We start from the raw sequence: 20,237 nt of genomic DNA, 5'->3' as shown, positions 1-20,237 counted from the left end.
GCGGACGGCCGGGCACTACTCGGTTCGGCCCTGCACCCGCCCTCGGCCGACCGAGGACCGCGATCTCGGCGCCACCCGCTCTTCCTGCGGAGCAGCAAGCCTGACCGCCTCGGCCTCGCGCAGCTCCTTGCGGACTTGCCGCGCGCTTCGCATCGCGCGCTTGATGAAGGGATGCTGCGCGTCGTCGGCGAAGAACAGCACCACCTCGCAACAGGGACATTGCCTGGAATAGCCGTCCTGCAACCGTCCCGCGCGGTCGCGGAATATCGTCTTGCAACGCGTGCACTGGATCTGGACGGAGCTCATGCGCCGACAACAATCACTATTGGAAATCGGCGGCCACGGTGGGCCCAACGTCTGAAGAAAGCCTGAAACCCGGTTGCGGGCCTGATTGCACGCACTGCGTGCAGGCACGCGGGGACTGCTATGGTTTGGCGGCCATCGCTTCCAGGCAATGATTCAGATAGACGGTGCGATCTCGCGGCAGCACCTTTTCGAGATCCGCTTTCAGAGCGCATTCGCGCTGAAGGATCTGCTCGGCGCGGCGCTTTTCGGCCGCCTCACGATATTCGGGCGCAACCTTGCTGGGATCGACCAGAGCCTGGGATCGGGCGAGCCCAGCGGCAAGCAGCGCGATGGCTGCGATGAAAATAACCTGTTTCAAATGAGCCTCCTAAAAAGGCTCACTCTAGCGCCCGGTTGCTGGCGGCTCAACGCTGCGCTCGATGGAAGCGGGTTCGGCTAGGCTGCCTGCTCCTCAAAGGAGGTGTAGACCCGGCCATTGGGATCAACGATCTGCACGTCGTGGCACCCGTCCTGGATCAATTCCCTGGCCTTCTTGAGGGCCGCGGCAAGTGACTCCCGCTTGAGATTGACGACGCCTGCCGTGTCGAAACCGGTGATTTCAAACATGCCGCTCCTCCATTTTTCTGAATCTTACACTTTTTGATGGGGTTGTCTGCGGCTTTGTCGTGCTTGGAAACGGGCCAATCCCGCTTCCAGTTCCACCACATGGCACCCGTAGTCAGCCGGGGTGCCCACGCAGCCACGACGCTAACGTGGAATTAATCCGAAATGCTCACAATTTTAGACAGTTGTGTAAGTGAGTGCTGCGTAAAGGAGGCGTCGCGAGGACGTTCCGGCGACGGCCTCCTTTTGCTCGCTCATGAGGTCAATGCAGATGACCACGACATCCGACACGCTGTGCTTTGCCGAGCATCTCGACGCCGCAGCACTTGCCGCCGCAGCATCCGAATCCCACTCCGAGCCTGAAGCCGCGGAAGCTCCAGCACCTGCCAGGCCCTCCAGCCGAAAATCGATCCTGGTATTTTCGGTATGTGCCTTGGCCATCAACGGTGCGGCGGCCATTTATACATCGCCATTTGATCTTGCATCGCCGAACATCAGCCGCTTGGCTGCACTGATTCCGGACCGGGAAAATTCTGCGCCGAAACCGGATCCTATTGTTGCCGCCCTCAAGGAGATACAGGCAGCCCAGCAGCAGCAGGCCGCCGCTCTGCAAGAGATCAACACCTCCTTGCAGCAGAATACGGCTCTCCGGCAGCAGGATTCGACCGTCCTCGTCTCTCTTCGCCAGAGCATCACGGACGAACGGAGCGATGTGAAGAAGATATCGCCACAGCTGTCGACGCTGATCGCCAAGATCGATTCCCTTCAAAGCGCGGTGATGTCGGACGTCACGTCCTCCATTCGGAGAGCGCATGCTCGCTATGGACTGCCCGCGGCGTTGCGCAAGCGGATGGTCCGGGAGCCGCAATCCGTCGGACCGGTTTCGGTTGGAGGCGCTCCGTTGAGTGCACCGGCGACATTGCCAGCCCCGGAAAGCTGAAGGCGCGACGAACCGATCGGATTGCAGGGCCCTGGTCGTTTCATCGAACCTCGGCCGGCGCCTGCTGCTTGCGTTCTCCGGAGGCTCGTTCCTTTCGCGATCTCCTTGCTTCTGCCGAATTTCGATAGGTTCCGGTATTTGACCGGAGGTGTACCCTCCGCCCGCCAATCCTATGTTGCCGCGCGCGTGAGTGTGCGAGCATGAAGAGCGGCAGCACCAAGGATAATCCACCGGTCCTCATCTGCTCCGAATGCAGACGCCCGATGGACTATCTTGCGACACTGCCAGAAATTGCAAACCTGCCAGCGGTGTACGCCTACAGGTGCCTGCCATGCCGCAGGGTTGATATGATTGTACTGAAGTGACCGTCACGGGGGGCTTCTCGCGAAGCGACGCCGCAAACCAACTTCACGCAACGAACGCCCCGGCAAGATCTGCTAACTTGCGTCAGCCGCCCACATGGGAACGACGGCGCCCTTCTTCATGATGCCGATGAAATAGAACGCGCTCTCGTGTGTACGCTCTTTGTGGTCGCCGTGAGTGAACACAATTTCAAGCCCTGCATCATCGATCATTTGGCGAAAGGTCGCGACCGTCGAACCGCGGTTATTCTCCTGAAGAATGATCACGCCATTGTCGGCCAGATGAGAGTGGATCGTGTTGAAGAACTCCTTGTGGATCGCCCAATCGGGGTCATGCGCGCGGATGTCGCCTGCATACTGGTCGATGAAGTGAGGCGGGTTGCTGACCACGAGGTTCCAGCGCTCGCTTTTTGGGATGCTCCGTAGGTTGTTGGATTCGTAAACCGAGACACGATCCTCCAGGTGGTTCAATCGGACTGTATTTCGGCAGCGCGCAACCGCGGCGGGGTTGATATCGGCCAAGCACAAGGTTTCGCAAAGACCGTGTCCCAACATCGAGAAGCCGATAAACCCCGGCCCGGCGCACCACTCGAAGAGGCGCGTCTGTTTCGGCATTCCGCGGGAGCGCAAGAACGGAATGAAGTCCTGGCCGAACTCGATGCCGCCTCCATCAAGCTCGCTCTTATACTCGACGGTGATCCCGCCGAGCATGACGCGCTTCGCAGGTCGTATCCTCCGCAACAGCGGCCGAACGAACTCGTGCTCGAGCTGATTTAGGATCCTCATGGGCCTGTCGTGTCTTTGCAGGTCGTTGGCGCAACGTTGCCCGCGCAACCACCGCTTGTCAAACCAGCGCGTGACGCTCGCCAGCCGCCCGGAGTGTGATCGCCGGCGCGCGACCAATTCCACCGCGCCCTTAAGTGACGGCTTCGCCGAATGAACGGATAACGGGCCGAACTCGAGGCGAGGGCGAGCGCCGCCAAGATGTGTCCTGCGATTCCGTAGAGGCCCTTAAGCAACCGTCCCGAATTTCGAAAGCGCAGCACTCCGGATATGAAAAGCATAGGCATCCCTGACGGGAACAGCGTGATGAAAGCTCCCTCTCCAAGTGACATGTTTCTCGGGCTCACGATTGCAGGCACGGTTCTCTTGGTCGGCTCCAATGCTGCCGCGCTGTTCCTCTTTTTGGCTTGAAGAGAAGGGCGAAGGGAATGATTGCCGCTCAGGCGGTCTGGGCCAATCCGATCGTTGAGACTTGGCCAGTGGCGCCGCCTACATTTCATCCCGAGCCGTTCGTGCGACCTCGCGCGCCCTGTCGAGCACCACCTCCCGCGGTCGAACCAGCGGCGAAGGAATCCATCAGTCGCCTTTGGCGATCTGCACGCGCCCAGCAGGCTGCGGCTTTGCTTTCCACGAACTCAAGTTGCTCGTTGTCGTGCCCAAAAATGCGAGTCGGGCCGAGTCTGGGATCAGGAGGACCAAGCGGTTCAATCTCGTGCACAAAATCGGGCGGTACACGGGAGATTTTTTAGATCTTGGTGCAAGTTATTGTTTTTGGAGTATGTTTTGGTGAGCGCGCTGGGGCTCGAACCCAGGACCCCGTGATTAAAAGTCACGTGCTCTACCGGCTGAGCTACGCGCTCCCATGGCCGCTGATGGCGTTACGGTTGATCGCCATCGTCTTCGGACATTCGAGAAGCATGTCTTGCCGCTACGCTTAGGCCTGCGTCGCGGGGAAAACCGGCTGTTTCCGGATCATGCTTCGGCCCGCGCTGTGTAGGGGGATGGGGCGCTGAGGTCAATAGCGCACGCGGCTGCCGAAGATCGCGCCAGAGGCGGGGATTCGTCCGGGGTTTCCGGTGTTTAACCGAGGATTTTCAACCCGATTGGCGCCTCGTCGTCCTCCACGTCGATCTCAGTTCGCCTCGCGCCGCACCTCGCTTGGCACCGGCTGGGCGGTGCCGGCGGGGGTAGGTAGCGCCACGGGGCGCAAGCCGATCAGCTCGGCGGTGCGGATCGCGCTGTCGCGCCAGAACTGGAACGAGTTGATGCGGCTAAGCTCGAGGATGGCGATGGCGACTGCGGCCAGGAACGGCAGGCTTTGCAGCACCAGGACGCCTGCGAAGATGTAGATCTCCGTGATCTGCCTGGAGCTGTTGGAGGCGATCAGCACGCCGGCACCGACCAGGAGCAGGGTGCCGATCACAGCCTCCCAGAACGCCTGGAACTCGATCGACATCCTGCTGAGGCCGCCCTTGGACGTGCGCGCGAACGCGATGTGCTCGGTGATGAGGCCTTGCGCAACCGCGCGCGACACCGTCCATTGCACGCTCATCGCGGCGATCATCGCGCCCAGCATCTGGCCCGGCTTGATCGCGACGCGGGCGCGGTACATCGACAGGAAGTGCGCCAACGAGACGATGAAGGCGCCGATGATCGGCAGTGTCAGAATCCTGTCGGGGATGGCGATGTCCGCAAACGCGACGATGGGCACCCAGACGAGATTGAGCAGCGCCACGACCACGCCGAGGCTTTCGGCCCCGAGCCAGTTGAGCCAGCCGAGGCCGTATTCACGCTTCTGGTCGGGGGTGAGTCGGCTCGCGCCAGGCAGGAAGCGGCGCCAGTGCTTCTTCACGATCTGCAAGCCGCCATAGGCCCAGCGGTGACGCTGCTTCTTGAAGGCCTCATAGGTGTCGGGGAGCAGGCCAGCGCCGTAGCGGTGATTGGTGTAATGGGTGGTCCAGCCGAGCTCCTGGATCGCAAGGCCGAGATCGGAGTCTTCGCAGATCGTGTCGCTCGACCAGCCTCCGGCCATGTCCATCGCGGCGCGGCGGATCAGGCACATCGTGCCGTGCACGATGACGGCGTTGAGCTCATTGCGCTGGACCATGCCGATGTCGAAGAAGCCGGCATATTCGCCGTTCATGATGTAGTGCATGATCGACAGGTCGCCGTCGCGGTGCTCCTGCGGCGCCTGCACCAGGCCAACGCGCGGATCGGCGAAAGCAGGCACAAGGTCCTTCAGCCAGTCGGGTTCGACGACATAGTCGGCGTCGAGGATGCCGATGATCTCGGCATCGACAGCGGTGCGATCCATGGCGATGCGCAGCGCACCGGCCTTGAAACCCTGCACCTTCTCGGCGTTGATGAACTTGAAGCGTTCACCGAGCGCGCGGCAATGGTCCTGGATCGGCTGCCAGAACGCGGGGTCCGGCGTATTGTTGATGATGACCACGCATTCGTAGTTCGGATAGTCGAGCCGTGACAAGGCATCGAGCGTCTGCTTCAGCATCTCGACCGGCTCGAAATAGGCGGGGACATGGATCGAGACCTTCGGGTAGTAATTCTCGGGTACGTTCTCGATCGTCTTGCCTTTGGAAAGTAGCCGCTGCGGCGGCCGGCCGAAGGCGACAGCTGCGATCTCGTCGATGCGGGCCATCGCGATGAGGACAAGCGGAACAAGGAGGATCATGCCGAGGGTCAGCGCGAAGGCCGAGCCGAAGATGAAATAGTGGTTGTTCCAGAACGCGAACACGGTCGCCGCCCAGGCGCCGACGCCATTGGCGGCGGCCGACAGCAGGAAGGCCTGCTTGGCGGTCGGCTGCTGAAGACGCAGGATCGGCAGCGACAACAGGATGCCGACCAGCAGCGCGATTGCCATCAGCTTCCAATAATCAGGGTTCTCGACCGGGCCGGTCCAGGAGAATTTCGGCTCGCGGTTGGCGTTGAGGATGCCCCAGTAAGGACCGACGCCGCCTTCGAAATACTTCCAGGGCTGATCGATCGCTTCGACGATGTTGTACTCCATGCCGAGCGCTTCGGCGCGGCTGACGAAGTTGCGCAAGGTCAGCGCCTGCTGGAACGGACCAGGGTCGGCGTTGCGCAGATTGTAGCCCTGGCTCGGCCAGCCGAACTCGGCGATCACGATGCGCTTGCCCGGGAACAGGTTGCGCAACAGGTTGTAGCGGTCGACGGCCTGGTCGACGGCCTGGTCGGAGCGGAAGTTTTCCCAGTAGGGCAGAACGTGGGCGGCGATGAAGTCGACGTTGGAGGCAAGATCGGGATTGTCGCGCCAGATGTTCCAGATCTCGCCGGTGGTGACAGGCACGCGCACCGCGCTCTTCACCTTCTTGATCATCCCGATGAGGTCTTCGACCTTCTGCTCGCCGCGGTAGATCACCTCGTTGCCGACGACGACACCGTTGACGTTGCTGTTCTTGCGGGCCAGCTCGATGGCGGCCTTGATCTCGCGCTCGTTACGATCCGGGTCCTTGTCGATCCAGGCGCCGACGGTGACCTTGAGACCGAACTCGGCCGCGATCGGCGGCACCAGTTCCACGCCGCCCGTCGACGAATAGAGGCGGATCGCGCGCGTCATCGTCGACAATGTCTTCAGGTCGGAGCGAATTTTCTCGATGGTCGGGATGTTGTCGATGTCCGGATGGGCTGAGCCTTCAAACGGTGCATAGGAAACGCTGGGCAGCAGACCCTTGAAGTCCGGCGCGGGTTCCTTGTCGCGCAGGACTCCCCAGATGCCGGCGTGGAGCACGGACATGAGCAACAGAACGGCGGCGACAACGCGCATCGCGGCTAAACCAAAAGGGGCTGAGGGGGCAGGGAAGCGGATCCGACCCCGAGATCCGACCAAGTCCGCGGCAAAGGGAGCATACCTCTGCCGCGCGGTTTCACAACTGTCATGGCCTCATGTCCTTATGAGGGCACGGCATTTTGGAAGCGTGGCAGTGCCAACCGGCTCTATCGCCGATCGTTCCTGAACGGAGGCTGAAACGACCGTAGCTATTTCTGAGGCGCGGGCGAGGGGCTCGCCGCAGGCGCCGGGTTCGCCGCCGGCTGGGCAGCCTGCGCATTGCCCGATGTCGGCGCCGCCGGCTGGGAGGCCGCAGCCGCTGCCTGCTGCGGCTGGGCGGCGGGATTGATCCAGCAAGCATGCACGCGGCTGTCGAGGGTCTCGGCGACCTTGGGATCGATCTGGGCGCCAAAGCGGGTCAGGCAGCGGAACGCGGCCTGGATGTGGCCGCCCGGGCAGCCGAAGCGGTCGTAGAGGTCGAGATGGCGGAACGCGGTATCGAGGTCATCCCGCCACATCAGCCGCACCACGCGTCGGCCGAGCCAGACGCATTCGGGGTTGCCGGCCGGCCCGTTGATCGCCTGGGCGGCTTCGGCGAATTCGTCGGTGCGGCGCTGGTTCTGGGCGGTTGCTTCCTTGGCGGCGTCAGCGGGCTGAACCGCAGTCTTGCCCTGATCGGGAGCCGGGGTGCCGCTCTGGGCGGAGGCGCCGCCGAGGTTGGCCAGCAGCACAAGGGAGGAGACGGCCAAAGTGGCGGCGAACTGCCGCAGGACCGCATTTCGTGACTCGAACACCCGTCGCCGCATGAATTCCCCAATTTCTCAATGACCGCCCGCGGAAAGGAACCTCGCGGACGCGACGGTGATGGCGTCCAAATGGGTCTCCAATGCGGCGGAAAAGCCCTGCGGAATGCCATGACCTGTATTTGGATTTTTGTCCAGCAAAGTCACGATCCTAGGTCCCGGTCGAACGGCCGCAGGTTCATTCGTCGGGGGAGATGGCGTGGCGAGCGCCGCGCCCCCCCTTGGCAGACGGCGTGCGAGCAGGTAATCGACGGCTCCTTCGCGGAGGACGGAACCGATTTCTCTTCGTACGCCACTGGCGCTCCTGCTCGTCTCCCTGGGTGCAATTGCTGCCGTGTGGTGGTGGCTGGCCACGCCAATCACGCTTGCACGCGCGCCCATCGATCCCAATGACAAGGTCCAATGCGTCTCCTATGCGCCGTTCCGCGGCGAGCAGACGCCGCTGAACGCGTGGACCCACATCGAGGCTGACCAGATCGAGCAGGACCTGCGCCAGCTCAAAGAGATCACCGACTGCGTCCGCACCTACTCGATCGAGAATGGCCTCGACCAGGTGCCGGCGGTCGCGACCAAGGTCGGCGGGCTAAAGGTGATCCAGGGCATCTGGCTCGGCAGCAACCGCGCCAAGAATTTTGCCCAGGTGGCGACCGCTATCCGTCTTACCAAGGAATTTCCCAGCACCATCTCCGCGCTCGTCGTCGGCAACGAGGTGCTTCTGCGCGGAGAGATGACGACACAGGATCTCATCGCGATCATCCGTTCGGTGAAGGCGCAGGTCACCGTGCCCGTGACCTATGCCGATGTCTGGGAATACTGGCTGAAGAACCGCGAGGTCTATGACGCAGTCGACTTCGTCACGATTCACATCCTGCCTTATTGGGAGGATATGCCGGTGAAGGCGAAATTCGCCTCCGCCCATGTCGAGGCGATCCGCGAGCGCATGGCGGTGGCGTTTCCCGGCAAGGAGATCCTGATCGGAGAGACCGGCTGGCCGAGCGAAGGCCGCATGCGCGATGGCGCGCTGCCGTCCCGTACCAACCAGGCGCGCGTCGTCTCGGAAATCCTGGCGCTGGCGAAGTCGCAGAGGTTTCGCGTCAACCTGATCGAGGCCTATGACCAGCCGTGGAAGCGGCGCCTCGAAGGCACCGTCGGCGGCTATTGGGGCCTGCTCGATTCCGTGCGGCGCCATCTGAAATATCCGCCGGGCGAGCCGATCAGCAATTTCCCGTTCTGGAAATGGTACATGGGATCAGGCATGGGCCTCAGCGTCTTGGTGTTCGCGGTGGCCGGCCTGACGCTGCGCCGCCGTCCCTGGACGCCGCGCTTCTCGGCCTGGCTCGGCGTCGGCATCTCGGCGACAACAGGGGGCATCCTGCTCGGGATCGCCGCCGACAAGATGTACTACGAGAGCTACGGCTGGGGCGGCTGGCTGCAATGGGGTGCGCTGCTGCTCGCCGGCATCCTGTCGCCGATCTTCTGCGCGCAAGCGCTCGTCATCGGCCGCAGCCTGCCGACCTTCCTCGATCTGCTCGGTCCACGCGAGGGCCGGAAATGGTCGAAGCTCTCCGCCGTGCTGTGCCTGACCCTGGCGGTGACGGCGGTGATCGCGGCCGAGACCGCGCTCGGCTTCGTGTTCGATCCGCGCTACCGCGACTTCCCCTATGCCTCGCTGACGATGGCCGTGGTGCCGTTCGCGCTGCTGATGCTGAATCGTCCTCAGATCGGCCTGCGCCCGATCGCCGAAGCGGTGTTCGCGGGGCTGCTCGCGCTGTCGGCGGCCTACGTGTTTCTGAACGAAGGCCGCGACAATTGGCAGGCGATGTGGACCTGCGCGATCTATTTCCTGTTCGCGCTTACGCTGTGGCGGGCGCGGGCCGAGCAAAGCCAAGGATGAGCAGGCCGATCGCAAGGCCCGACAGCACGATGTTGTAGAGCACGATGCCGAGGCCGGCTGCCACCACGCCAAGCGTGAGCAGCACGATCGAGGGCCGCATCAGGTTCAGCGTCGCGATCACTAGCGCAACGATGCCGAACACCGAATTCTTGAACAGCGACGTCGTCACCGAGCGCGCCTTGCAGATCATGGTCTGCAGGCCGGCATCGCAGGCCAGCGCAACTTGCGAGAATTCGATCGCGAGATAGCGCACATAGAGCGCCCAGCCGACGGTGACGAAACCGACGACGATGAGAAACTGCACCTGATAGGGCGTGAGGCGGAACGGCTTTTTTGTCATGCGGGCAATATGGTCGGGAAGGGGAGTGGGAGCAACCGGCAAAGTCGATTTTCTGGTCTAACCCGCCGTCGCAGGGCCGTTGGCGGTTGCCCCTATCGCCTGAAGAACGACGATATCGTCGAACTCGCCGATGCCGTCTCGGGCTTGGGTGTGGCGCCCGCCGCCGGCGCAGCGGGTGGCGGCGCGGCCTCCTCGCGCTTCGACGAGCGCTTGGACGAGTAGCTGCGGCGTCGCTGCGGCTTCTCGGGCTTTGCGCTCGGCGCGGGCGCGGTTTCGGCTTGCGGTACCGCGTCGGGATTATTCTCCGCGTTCTTTTCCTGAACACGGTCCTGAGACTTTTCTTGCGCCTTCTCCGATCCGCCGCGCATCGACAGGCGCTGCCCGTCGAACACGGTGGTCTCGCAATGGCGATCGTTCTCGGCGAGACTCGCGCAGATTTTTGCGGCGGCGGCGGCGTTGATCAGGGGGCCAGCGCCCAGGCGGAGGTGCATGCCGAGACCGGTGTTGCCTTCCTTGATCATGATGATCGGCCGCAGTGCGGCGATCTCGGGATTGGATTTGGAGAGGCCACGCCAGAGTGCGCGCAGGCCGTCGATCGAATTTGCGCCGCCGAGGTCGATTGCAAAGCGCGTCTGCTGGACCGCAATGGCAGGCGGTTCGGCGACACCGGCGTCCGCCGGCTTGGCCGGCACGGCAGCGACTTCGGCCGGGACATGCGGCGGCTCGGGCTGCTTTTCGGTGCCCTTGTCACTCGATTCCGGCTGAATCAGCTTCGATGCGGCGGGATCGGGCGGCGCCATGATCGACTTCGAGGGCACCAGCGGAAGAATGGGCAGCGCCGACGTCGTCACCGGCGACTGCGGAACGAGCGAAGCGGCGGAAGCAGTCTGCGGCGGTGGCCCCGGCTGAGGCCTGGCAGCCTCTTTCGGATTGTCCTTCGCGTTTTCCTTGGTCTCCTTGCCGGCGCCTGTGCGCGGCCTGTCGACCAGCGAGGCGGCGGTCGAGGCGACCGGCGCAACTTCAGGTGCCGGAGCCGCGGGCGGCGCGGCGGCGGCGGGCGTGTCCTGCGGCTTCGACCCGGGTCCCTGTGGCGATGTTGCGGCCTGCTTGGCGATGGCGCCGGTGACGGAATCGAGCCCTTGTTCGAGCACGGTGACGCGCGCATAGAGCCGGTCGCGATCGGCGTTTAACGTTTCGATGGCGGAGGTGAGCCGGCGCGCTTCGAGCTGGCTTTCCTTGGTCAGAGTCTGGAGCCGGTCGGCCTGGCGGGCGAGATCGGCTGAGGCGACCTGATCGCGGCGCCAGCCGAGTTGGGCCTGGTTGGCCATCACGGCGACCACGACGGCGCCGACGGCCGCCACACCCCACGAGCCCAACCGCCACAGCAGGCGGCGATCGAACGCGCTTTCCTCGGCCAAAAGTCCGGAGAACAGTCCGCCGGTCTCCTTGTCGCCGAAGGCATCCGCCAGTGGATCGGAATCCTTTGCCATGAACGTTGAATGCCCAGCCCTGTCCGGCTTCCCCCGAATCAATCAGGGAACATTAACAGGAAAACCCGCGCGCACTTGAATTCCGGGCGTTTGCGGGGGTAGCAAGGCGACAAGTTCCGGCGATACCCGCTCGCGCCCGTCGGTGTGATGATCGATTCGGCCGTATTTGACAGGATTGCAATGACCGCCCGCTCAAGCCTCACGATCGTTCTCGCCGCCGGCGAGGGCACGCGCATGCGATCAAGCGTGCCGAAGGTGCTGCATCCGGTAGCTTCCCAGACCCTGCTTGCCCATGTGCTCGGCGCCGCACCGCAGGGAACCGGAACCGCGCTCGCCGTCGTGATCGGTCCGGATCACCAGGCCGTCGCGGCGGAGGCGAAGCGCATCCGCCCCGATGCGCTCACCTTTGTGCAAAGCCAGAGGCTCGGCACCGCGCATGCGGTGTTGGCGGCACGCGAGGCGATCGCGCGCGGCGTGGATGATCTCCTGATCGCGTTCGGCGACACCCCGTTGATTTCGGCCGAAACCTTTGCGCGCCTGCGCGCGCCGCTCGCCAGGGGGGCTGCGATTGCCGCGCTCGGCTTCCGCGCAGCGGATCCGACCGGCTATGGCCGCTTCATTGTCGAGGGCGGCTGTCTGGTCGCGATCCGCGAGCAGGCAGATGCCAGCGCGGACGAGCGCAAGATCAATCTATGCAATGCCGGCGTGATGGCGATCGACGGACGCCGCGCGCTCGCGATCCTGGACAAGATCGGCAATGCGAATTCCAAAGGCGAATTTTATCTGACGGACGCCGTCGGCATCGTCCGCGAACAGGGATGGGAGTCCGTGGTGATCGAGACCAGCGAGGACGAGGTGCGCGGCATCAACACCAAGGCACAGCTAGCGGAAGCTGAAGGCGTGATGCAGGCGCGGCTGCGCAAGGCGGCGATGGAGGCCGGCGTCACGCTGATTGCGCCGGAGACCGTCTATCTCTCCGCCGACACCGTATTCGGCAAGGACGTGACCATCGAGCCATTCGTGGTGATCGGACCAGGCGTGTCGATTGCCGACGGCACCGTGATCCACGCATTCTCGCACATCGTGCAGACGACGCTCGGCAAGAACGTCTCGATCGGTCCCTATGCGCGGCTTCGGCCCGGCACCTCGCTCGGCGACGGTGCGCGGATCGGCAATTTCGTGGAGACCAAGGCGGCGACGCTGGAGGCCGGCGTCAAGGTCAATCATCTCTCCTATATCGGTGACGCCACCGTGGGCGCCAATTCCAACATCGGCGCCGGCACCATCACTTGCAACTACGACGGTTTCAGGAAGCACAAGACGGTGATCGGGCAGGGCGCCTTCGTCGGCACCAACTCCTCGCTGGTCGCCCCGGTCAGAATCGGCAATGGCGCCTATATCGGCTCCGGCTCGGTCATCACGCGCGATGTGCCCGATGACGCGATGGCGCTCGAGCGCAACCAGCAGACCATCCGCGAAGGCGGCGCTGCGCGCTATCGCGAGATGAAGACGGGAGGAAAGAAGCCGGTGAAATAGCGCGGAGATCTGCAGCCTTATTCGTCGTCGGCGAATTCGGAGAAGATGGCGCGCGTCAGGCGCCAGCCGCGCGGCTTGGCGCGCTTTACTGGTTCGCCTTCCGGATGCTTGATGAAGACCGGTTTGTTTTCCTTGCCGCGCTGAGGCGGCGGCCAATGCGCCAAATGCGTGCCCTCGGTCTCGCTGGCGCGCAGATACAGCGATGACAGACCTTTGCGGTCGGACGTGGCTTTCATGGCCTTGATCTCCTGGGGGCGAATCGTTGGCCAAACTCATTGACAACGAGTTAACCTGCGCGGTTAAAGACCGGCCACATCGACGCAGGCCGGGGATTGCAGTGATGAGACGCTGTCGCAATCCGTTATAATTATTGAGTTTCTGGTTCCTTGGGAACTTCGCTAAAAACCGGGCACGTCGTTTAGGCGATTTTTCGACGATTTGGGGGATAGTGATCCGCATGTGCGGGATTGTCGGCATTCTCGGGCGGGAGCCGGTTGCAGAGCAATTGGTGGATTCGCTCAAACGTCTCGAATATCGCGGCTACGATTCCGCGGGCGTCGCCACGCTTGAAGGCAAGCATCTCGAGCGCCGCCGCGCCGAGGGTAAGCTGAAGAATCTGGAGAAGCGGCTGGAAGCCGAACCGCTGAAGGGCACCACCGGCATCGGTCATACCCGCTGGGCCACGCACGGCAAGCCGACCGTCAACAACGCCCATCCGCATGCGACCGAGCGCGTCGCCGTGGTCCATAACGGCATCATCGAGAATTTCCGCGAACTGCGCGAGGAGCTCGAGAAGAAGGGCACGGTGTTCCACACCGAGACCGATACCGAGATCGTACTGCATCTCGTCGACGATCTGCTCTCGCGCGGCAACAAGCCAGTGGAAGCGGTGAAGCAGACGCTGGCGCGCTTGCGCGGCGCCTTCGCACTCGGCTTCATCTTCGCTGGCGACGGCGATCTCTTGATTGGCGCCCGCAACGGCCCGCCGCTGGCGATCGGCTACGGCGACGGCGAGATGTATCTCGGCTCGGACGCGATCGCGCTCGGCCCGTTCACCGACACGATCAGCTATCTCGAAGACGGCGACTGGGTTGTGCTCACTCACAAGAGCGCAACGATCTTCGACAAGGACGGAGAGGCCGTCGAGCGCGACAAGATCAAGCACGCCGCCTCGACCTCGCTGGTCGACAAGGCCAATTACCGCCACTTCATGGCGAAGGAGATCCACGAGCAGCCGGAAGTGGTCGGCCATACGCTGGCACGCTATGTCGACATGGCGACCGAGCGCGTCTCGCTCCCGGTCAAGCTGCCGTTCGACTTCAAGGATGTCCAACGCATCAGCATTACGGCCTGCGGTACCGCGAGCTACGCCGGCATCGTTGCGAAATACTGGTTCGAGCGCTTTGCGCACCTGCCGGTCGAGGTCGATGTCGCCTCGGAATTCCGTTACCGCGAAGCACCTCTGCGCAAAGGCGATCTCGCCATCTTCATCTCGCAATCCGGCGAGACCGCCGACACGCTGGCTGCACTGCGCTACGCCAAGGCCGAAGGCGCGCATACCATTGCCGTCGTCAACGTGCCGACCTCGACGATTGCGCGCGAGAGCGAGACCGTGCTGCAAACGCTGGCCGGCCCCGAGATCGGTGTCGCCTCGACCAAGGCGTTCACCTGCCAGCTCATGGTGCTCGCGAACCTTGCGATCGCGGCCGGCAAGGCGAGGGGCGAATTGTCCGCAGAGGACGAGATCAAGCTCGTCCATGGCCTCGTCGAGATTCCGCGTTTGATGTCGGATGCGCTCACTACCGAGTCTCAGATCGAGAAGCTCGCGCACAGAATCTCGAAATCCCGCGACGTGCTCTATCTCGGCCGCGGCACCAGCTTCCCGCTCGCGCTCGAAGGCGCGCTGAAGCTCAAGGAGATTTCCTACATCCACGCCGAGGGCTACGCCGCCGGCGAGCTCAAGCACGGGCCGATCGCGCTGATCGACGAGACCATGCCTGTCGTCGTGATTGCGCCGCACGACCGCGTTTTCGAGAAGACCGTCTCGAACATGCAGGAGGTCGCGGCCCGCGGCGGCAACATCATCCTGATGACCGACGCCAAAGGTGCAGCGGAAGCGACGGTGGACTCGCTCGTAACCATCATCATGCCCGACATGGCTGCGGCCTTCACGCCAATGGTCTACGCCGTCCCTGTGCAGCTGCTCGCCTACCATACGGCGGTCGTCATGGGCACCGACGTCGACCAGCCGCGCAATCTCGCCAAGTCGGTGACCGTGGAATAGGCAAGAGGGATCCGATCGGACCGCTTCGTGGTCTTCCAAAACCTGCTAGAAGACCCTAGCTTGGACGAAGCGACCGACCTGGAACCCGAATGACCGCCCGCGACGACGCGCCTGCGCCTCTTGATCCCGCCCCGGAACCGCATACCGGCCTGATGGGCCGTTTTCGCAATTATTTCCTGACCGGGCTGATCGTCACCGGTCCGATCGCGATCACGCTGTATCTGGTCTGGTGGTTCGTCACCTGGGTGGACGGCGTGGTGCGGCCATTCGTCCCGCTGGCCTATCGGCCGGAAACCTATCTGCCCTATGGCGTTCCCGGCTGGGGACTGATTGTCGCATTCTTCACGCTGACGCTGGTCGGCTTCCTCGCGGCCAACCTGATCGGCCGCACGCTGGTCGATGTCGGCGAGACCTTCCTGGGCCGGATCCCGGCCGTGCGCGCGATCTATCGCGGCCTGAAGCAGGTGTTCGAGACACTGTTCTCGGGCAAGGGGTCGAGCTTCCGCAAAGTCGGCCTCGTCGAGTTTCCATCTCCCGGCATGTGGTCGATCGTGCTGATCTCGCAATCGCCGAACGAAGAGATCTCAAGCAGCCTGCCGGGGCAGGAGGAACATGTCTCGGTGTTTCTGCCGTGCTCCCCGAACCCGACCACCGGCTTCTTCTTCTACGTGCCCAGAAGCAAGATCATCGAGGTCGATCTGAGTGCCGAAGATGCCGCAACGCTGATCATGTCGGCCGGCGTGGTGCAGCCCGGCTCGGCGCCCGACCCGAAGAAGGCGGCTGCGCTCGCGGGAATGGCCAACGCCGCGCGCATTGCCAACGCCTCCGCGCTCCGGCCCGAGCCTGCGAAGGCAGAGTAGGGCCATTCCGCGGCGGGATGACCGCAGGTCGTCCAGGGGATCCTGTCCTCTGCTATTGTCCAGGTTGAACCGAGTGCAGCGCTCGGAATTCGAACTGGAGTGTCCCGATGTCCAAAACCATTGCGATCCTCGCCCCCGGCGCCATGGGCAGCGCGGTGGCCCGCCGCCTCAGCGAGAACGGCGCGCGTGTCTTGACGTCGTTGAAGGGGCGCAGCGAGGCGACGTTGAAGCGGGCGGCGGACGCGGGCATGGTCGGCGCCGAGGACGATGCGATCGCGGATGCCGACATCATTCTCTCGATCGTGCCGCCGGGCGAGGCTGTGGCGCTGGCCGAGCGGCTGGCCGCTCTGATCGTCAAGCGCGCGAAGAAGCCGGTCGTTGTCGATTGCAATGCCGTCAATGTCGACACCGTGAAGCGGATCGCGGAGATCATCGGTTCGGCTCAGGCGCCGTTCGTCGATGGCGGCATCATCGGTTTTCCGCCGCAGCCCGGCGGCACGAGCCCGGCCTTCTACATGTCGGGCGAGCACGCCAGGGACGTTACGGCGTTGAAAGCTTTCGGTCTCGACGTCCGGGTCGTCGACGGCCCGGTCGGCGCGGCGTCCGCGCTGAAAATGTCCTACGCCGGCATCGTCAAGGGTCTCGCCGGAATCGGCTCTGCTATGGTGGTTGCGGCGACCAGAGCGGGGGCGGCTGACGCTCTGCGCGACGAGCTCGCGCTCAGCCAGCCTGCCATCCTGGCGCGGCTTGAAATCGCGCTGCCGGATATGCTTCCGAAAGCCTATCGTTGGGTCGCGGAGATGCAGGAGATATCGGGCTTCCTCGGCCCCGATCATCCGGCGAGCCAGATTTACGAGGGCTTTGCCAAATGGTTCGAGCATCTGGCTGGTGACGCCAAGGGTGAGGCGGTTGATGCGTCGCTGCTGAAGGCGTTCGCCGCCGGTACCGGAAAGAAAAAAGCCTGACGATCGGGCATTTGCGATCGGTCTCCTTGCCTTGCCATATGGCGATGGCTGACTATCGCTGACGTAAGACGGGGTGGTCGAATGAGAATGCTGGTGATCGGCGCGGGTGCGCTTGGAGGATATTACGGCGCCTGTGTAGTGCGGGCGGTGGCGACGTGACCTTCCTGGTGCGGGCAAAGCGGGCGGCGCAATTGCGCCGTGACGGATTGCAGATCGTAAGCCCACATGGCGACTTTGCTGTGCAGCCGAAGATCATCCAGGCCGGCGATCTCAAGGAGCCGTACGACGTCGTGCTCGTCGGCGTGAAGGCATACTCGCTCGATGACGCCATGAGCCAATTTGCTCCCGCCGTCGGCACCAACACCATGGTGCTGCCGATCCTCAACGGATTGAAGCATATCGACGCTCTGACCGCGAAGTTCGGCGGTGCGCGCATTCTGGGCGGCCTCGCGAACGTCAGTGCGGGGCTCGACGGAGATGGCCGTGTGATCCAATTCATGGCCAATCAGACGATTGTCTTCGGCGAGGTTTCGGGCTCGTTGAGCGAGCGTGTGCTCGCGCTTGAGACACTGCTCAACGTCCCCGGTATCGATGTGCGCGCCAGCGAAGCGATCATGCAGGACATGTGGGAGAAATTCGTCCAGCTCTCGACGCTCGCGGGCATTACCTGCCTGATGCGCGCGAGCATCGGAGACATCCTGTCCGTGCCGAACGGCGAGCAATCCATCTTCCGCCTGTTTGCGGAATGCTGCGCCGTCGCAACGGCGTCAGGTTTCGAGCCACGCGCCCCATTCATCGAGTTCGACCGAAAACTGTTCACTACGCTGGACTCGCCACTCAAGGCCTCGATGCTGCGTGACATAGAGCGCGGCTCGATCACCGAGGCGGAGCATATCCTCGGCGATATGGCCAACCGGGCTCGCGCGCTCAACATTGACACGCCGTTGCTGGATCTGGCTCGCGCCCATGTCGCGGCCTATGAAGTCGGACGCCGGAGGGCAGCGAGCTAGCCAGCTCCGATCAACGGGATCGCCTCGTCCCGCTCATAGAGATACAGCAGGCAGCGCAGCGCCTCGCCGCGCTCGCCCTTCAGCTTCGGATCCTCCTTCATGATGCGCAGGGCCTCATCACGGGCTTGCGTGATCAGTTGCCCATGCACCTCAGACCGCGCGATGCGGTAGCCGGGCAGGCCGCTCTGACGCACCCCTAGCACGTCGCCTTCGCCGCGGAGCTTGAGATCCTCCTCGGCGATGCGAAAGCCGTCGGTGGTCTCGCGGATCACCTTCAGCCGTGCCTTCGACATCTCGCCGAGCGGTTCGCTGTAGAGCAGGATGCAGGTCGAGGCCTCCGAGCCGCGCCCGATCCGGCCGCGGAGCTGGTGCAGTTGGGCGAGACCGAAGCGCTCGGCGTTCTCGATCACCATGATGGTCGCGGCCGGCACATCGACGCCGACCTCGACCACGGTGGTCGCGACCAGTAGGCCGATCTCATGGGCAGCGAACTGGCCCATGACGCGGTCCTTCTCCGCGCCCTTCATTTGCCCGTGGACGAGGCCGACGCGGCCGCCGAACCGCTTCTGCAGACTTTCAAAACGTTTGGTCGCGTTGGTGAGATGCTCAGTGCCCTCGGCCTCGGACTCCTCGACCAGCGGGCAGATCCAGTACACCAGCTTGCCGGATTCCAGCGCCCGGCCGACACCGTCCATGACTTCGCCGAGCCGGCTCATGGCAACGGCGCGGGTGTCGATCGGCTGGCGGCCGGCCGGCTTTTCGCGCAGCTCGGAGACGTCCATGTCGCCAAAGTAGGTCAGCACCAGCGTGCGCGGGATCGGCGTGGCGCTGAGCACCAGCACATCCACGGCTTCGCCTTTCGACGTCAGCGCCAACCGCTCACGCACGCCAAAACGGTGCTGCTCGTCGACGATGGCGAGCGCGAGGGCTTTGAAGATGACATCGTCCTGGATCAGAGCGTGGGTGCCGACAAGCAGGTTGATCTCGCCGGCTTCGAGTTGCGCGAGCAGCTCGCGCCGCTCCTTGCCCTTTTCCCGGCCGGTGAGGATCGCAACCCGCATGCCGGCGCGCTCGGAGAGGGGGGCGATGGTCTTGATGTGCTGGCGCGCCAGGATCTCGGTCGGGGCCATCAGCGCCGCCTGCTTGCCGACTTCGGCCACGGCCGCGGCCGCCAGCAGCGCCACCACGGTCTTACCGGAGCCGACATCACCCTGGAGCAGGCGCAGCATGCGCACGGGCTGTTGCAGGTCCTCGGCAATCGCAGCCACGGCGCTGCGCTGCGATGGCGTGAGAGCGTAGGGCAGCGCGTCGATGATCCTGCTGCGCAGATGGCCGTCACCGGCATTGCGCACGCCGGCCGGACGACGCAGCTGTGCCCGGATCAGCGCGAGCGCGAGTTGGCCTGCGAGCAATTCGTCGAAGGCCAAGCGGGACCAGAAGCGCCGGTCGGGCAGGATGTCCATCAGCTCGACCGGCTGGTGCACGCGGTTGAGCGCTTCGGTAACGGGCGGAAAATCGCAGCGGCGCAGCACCTCCGGACTGATCCATTCGGGCAGCGCAGGCAGCTTGAGCAGCGCCTGCGCGATCGCACGGCGGAGCGAGCCGAGCGCCAGCCCCTCGGTCAATGGATAGACCGGATCGATCCCTGAGAGTTTTGAGATCGCCTCCTCGTCCAGCACGCGGTCGGGATGGACGATTTGCGGAATGCCGTCATACATCTGGAGCGTACCGGACACGAAACGCTTCTCGCCTGTCGGCAGCAGCTTTTCGACATAGCCGGGCTTGGCGCGGAAGAATGTCAGGACGACGTCGCCGGTGTCGTCGCTGGCATAGACCAGATATGGCGCGCGGGAATTGCGCGGCGGAGGCGGACGGTGACGATCGACGGTGACCTCCAGCGTCACCATGGTTCCCTGCACCGCGTCGCGGATCTTCGGCCGCGCCCGGCGGTCGATCACCTGGCTCGGCAGATGCAGCAGCAGGTCCACCAGCCGCGGCGTCTCGCTGCGGCCGAGCAGATATTGCAGCAGCTTGTCCTGCTTCGGACCGACGCCGGGCAGGCTGGTCACGGGAGCAAACAGGGGATTGAGGAGGCTGGGGCGCATTCTCGCAACATTCGTCATGCACGGGCCTGACCCGCGCATCCATCTTTTCAAGGACGATGGATTGCCGGGTCAAGCCCAGCAATGACGGTCTCCAAACAATTGCAATAACAAAGGGCTGACACGGCGGGTCCCAATGGCTATATCACCCCGG

The 20,237-nt window shown here is 63.7% G+C and carries 16 protein-coding genes, 1 tRNA gene and 1 pseudogene; 7 read left to right on the top strand and 11 right to left on the bottom strand.

Annotation, left to right across the window (positions count from 1 at the left end):
- Positions 1-15: 15 nt before the first annotated feature.
- From XH88_RS38055 to XH88_RS38045, 3 genes are all read right to left on the bottom strand, one after another.
- Positions 16-306, bottom strand: coding sequence for a hypothetical protein (locus XH88_RS38055; RefSeq protein ID WP_271673284.1), 291 nt, complete (start codon positions 304-306; stop codon positions 16-18).
- 118 nt (positions 307-424) lie between these two features.
- Complete coding sequence (locus tag XH88_RS38050; protein WP_271673283.1) at positions 425-664, bottom strand: hypothetical protein; 240 nt, start codon at positions 662-664, stop codon at positions 425-427.
- 77 nt (positions 665-741) lie between these two features.
- A complete protein-coding gene (locus tag XH88_RS38045) occupies positions 742-912 on the bottom strand; it encodes a hypothetical protein (RefSeq protein WP_271673282.1) in 171 nt (56 codons plus the stop codon).
- A gap of 262 nt (positions 913-1,174) precedes the next feature.
- On the opposite strand from XH88_RS38045, the gene XH88_RS38040 reads away from it, so the two are divergent.
- Positions 1,175-1,849 (top strand): hypothetical protein, encoded by a 675-nt coding sequence (locus XH88_RS38040; protein WP_271673281.1) that lies wholly within the window; start codon positions 1,175-1,177, stop codon positions 1,847-1,849.
- A gap of 437 nt (positions 1,850-2,286) precedes the next feature.
- Here the strand turns inward: XH88_RS38040 and XH88_RS38035 are convergent, their stop codons facing one another.
- From XH88_RS38035 to XH88_RS38020, 4 genes are all read right to left on the bottom strand, one after another.
- The gene (locus XH88_RS38035; RefSeq protein WP_271673280.1) at positions 2,287-2,922 is read right to left on the bottom strand and encodes a methyltransferase; all 636 of its coding nucleotides are present in this window, start codon (positions 2,920-2,922) and stop codon (positions 2,287-2,289) included.
- Between the two features lie 856 nt (positions 2,923-3,778).
- A tRNA-Lys gene (locus XH88_RS38030) sits at positions 3,779-3,854 on the bottom strand.
- A 272-nt stretch (positions 3,855-4,126) separates the two neighbouring features.
- Entirely contained in the window at positions 4,127-6,796 is a 2,670-nt protein-coding gene (locus XH88_RS38025) for a glycosyltransferase (protein ID WP_271673279.1), read from the bottom strand.
- Positions 6,797-7,008: 212 nt separating this feature from the next.
- The gene (locus XH88_RS38020; RefSeq protein ID WP_271673278.1) at positions 7,009-7,605 is read right to left on the bottom strand and encodes a beta-1-3, beta-1-6-glucan biosynthesis protein; all 597 of its coding nucleotides are present in this window, start codon (positions 7,603-7,605) and stop codon (positions 7,009-7,011) included.
- 331 nt (positions 7,606-7,936) lie between these two features.
- Between XH88_RS38020 and XH88_RS38015 the strand changes: the two genes are divergently transcribed.
- The gene (locus XH88_RS38015; protein ID WP_271673277.1) at positions 7,937-9,496 is read left to right on the top strand and encodes a glycoside hydrolase family 17 protein; all 1,560 of its coding nucleotides are present in this window, start codon (positions 7,937-7,939) and stop codon (positions 9,494-9,496) included.
- Here the strand turns inward: XH88_RS38015 and XH88_RS38010 are convergent.
- Both XH88_RS38010 and XH88_RS38005 read right to left on the bottom strand, forming a co-directional pair.
- On the bottom strand, positions 9,456-9,836 hold the full coding sequence (locus XH88_RS38010; protein ID WP_271673276.1) for a hypothetical protein: 381 nt from the start codon (positions 9,834-9,836) through the stop codon (positions 9,456-9,458). The genes XH88_RS38015 and XH88_RS38010 overlap by 41 nt on opposite strands.
- 92 nt (positions 9,837-9,928) lie before the next feature.
- Positions 9,929-11,326 carry a hypothetical protein gene (locus tag XH88_RS38005; RefSeq protein ID WP_271673275.1) on the bottom strand — a complete coding sequence of 466 codons (1,398 nt, stop codon included), beginning with the start codon at positions 11,324-11,326 and terminating at the stop codon, positions 9,929-9,931.
- Between the two features lie 180 nt (positions 11,327-11,506).
- On the opposite strand from XH88_RS38005, the gene glmU reads away from it, so the two are divergent.
- On the top strand, positions 11,507-12,862 hold the full coding sequence (gene glmU, locus XH88_RS38000) for a bifunctional UDP-N-acetylglucosamine diphosphorylase/glucosamine-1-phosphate N-acetyltransferase GlmU (protein ID WP_271673274.1): 1,356 nt from the start codon (positions 11,507-11,509) through the stop codon (positions 12,860-12,862).
- 17 nt (positions 12,863-12,879) lie between these two features.
- Here the strand turns inward: glmU and XH88_RS37995 are convergent, their stop codons facing one another.
- Positions 12,880-13,098, bottom strand: a complete 219-nt coding sequence (locus tag XH88_RS37995) for a hypothetical protein (protein ID WP_128966322.1) — start codon at positions 13,096-13,098, stop codon at positions 12,880-12,882.
- A gap of 221 nt (positions 13,099-13,319) precedes the next feature.
- On the opposite strand from XH88_RS37995, the gene glmS reads away from it, so the two are divergent.
- From glmS to panE, 4 genes and pseudogenes are all read left to right on the top strand, one after another.
- Positions 13,320-15,146 carry a glutamine--fructose-6-phosphate transaminase (isomerizing) gene (gene glmS / locus XH88_RS37990; protein ID WP_271673273.1) on the top strand — a complete coding sequence of 609 codons (1,827 nt, stop codon included), beginning with the start codon at positions 13,320-13,322 and terminating at the stop codon, positions 15,144-15,146.
- A gap of 89 nt (positions 15,147-15,235) precedes the next feature.
- The gene (locus XH88_RS37985) at positions 15,236-16,006 is read left to right on the top strand and encodes a DUF502 domain-containing protein (protein WP_271673272.1); all 771 of its coding nucleotides are present in this window, start codon (positions 15,236-15,238) and stop codon (positions 16,004-16,006) included.
- A gap of 107 nt (positions 16,007-16,113) precedes the next feature.
- Positions 16,114-16,971: an NAD(P)-dependent oxidoreductase gene (locus XH88_RS37980; protein ID WP_271673271.1), complete on the top strand. Its 858-nt coding sequence runs from the start codon at positions 16,114-16,116 to the stop codon at positions 16,969-16,971.
- 81 nt (positions 16,972-17,052) lie between these two features.
- Positions 17,053-17,981, top strand: a pseudogene (gene panE / locus XH88_RS37975) (2-dehydropantoate 2-reductase).
- Here panE and recG read toward each other — a convergent pair.
- On the bottom strand, positions 17,978-20,086 hold the full coding sequence (gene recG / locus XH88_RS37970) for an ATP-dependent DNA helicase RecG (protein ID WP_271673269.1): 2,109 nt from the start codon (positions 20,084-20,086) through the stop codon (positions 17,978-17,980). The pseudogene panE and the gene recG sit on opposite strands and share 4 nt — an antisense overlap.
- Positions 20,087-20,237 lie beyond the last annotated feature (151 nt).

The organism is Bradyrhizobium sp. CCBAU 51627 (genome assembly GCF_028128765.1).
Lineage (GTDB): Bacteria > Pseudomonadota > Alphaproteobacteria > Rhizobiales > Xanthobacteraceae > Bradyrhizobium.
Note: the sequence above shows the minus strand (reverse complement) of the source record. Positions and strands in the feature narration are given on the sequence as shown.

Coding starts and splice junctions, on each gene's coding strand:
- XH88_RS37985 (WP_271673272.1), top strand. CDS start 15,236: ATGACCGCCCGCGACGACGCGCCTGCGCCTCTTGATCCCGCCCCGGAA.
- XH88_RS37995 (WP_128966322.1), bottom strand. CDS start 13,098: ATGAAAGCCACGTCCGACCGCAAAGGTCTGTCATCGCTGTATCTGCGC.
- XH88_RS38010 (WP_271673276.1), bottom strand. CDS start 9,836: ATGACAAAAAAGCCGTTCCGCCTCACGCCCTATCAGGTGCAGTTTCTC.
- glmU (WP_271673274.1), top strand. CDS start 11,507: ATGACCGCCCGCTCAAGCCTCACGATCGTTCTCGCCGCCGGCGAGGGC.
- XH88_RS38045 (WP_271673282.1), bottom strand. CDS start 912: ATGTTTGAAATCACCGGTTTCGACACGGCAGGCGTCGTCAATCTCAAG.
- XH88_RS38035 (WP_271673280.1), bottom strand. CDS start 2,922: ATGCTCGGCGGGATCACCGTCGAGTATAAGAGCGAGCTTGATGGAGGC.
- XH88_RS38040 (WP_271673281.1), top strand. CDS start 1,175: ATGCAGATGACCACGACATCCGACACGCTGTGCTTTGCCGAGCATCTC.
- XH88_RS38025 (WP_271673279.1), bottom strand. CDS start 6,796: ATGCGCGTTGTCGCCGCCGTTCTGTTGCTCATGTCCGTGCTCCACGCC.
- XH88_RS38020 (WP_271673278.1), bottom strand. CDS start 7,605: ATGCGGCGACGGGTGTTCGAGTCACGAAATGCGGTCCTGCGGCAGTTC.
- recG (WP_271673269.1), bottom strand. CDS start 20,086: ATGCGCCCCAGCCTCCTCAATCCCCTGTTTGCTCCCGTGACCAGCCTG.
- XH88_RS38005 (WP_271673275.1), bottom strand. CDS start 11,326: ATGGCAAAGGATTCCGATCCACTGGCGGATGCCTTCGGCGACAAGGAG.
- XH88_RS37980 (WP_271673271.1), top strand. CDS start 16,114: ATGTCCAAAACCATTGCGATCCTCGCCCCCGGCGCCATGGGCAGCGCG.
- glmS (WP_271673273.1), top strand. CDS start 13,320: ATGTGCGGGATTGTCGGCATTCTCGGGCGGGAGCCGGTTGCAGAGCAA.
- XH88_RS38055 (WP_271673284.1), bottom strand. CDS start 306: ATGAGCTCCGTCCAGATCCAGTGCACGCGTTGCAAGACGATATTCCGC.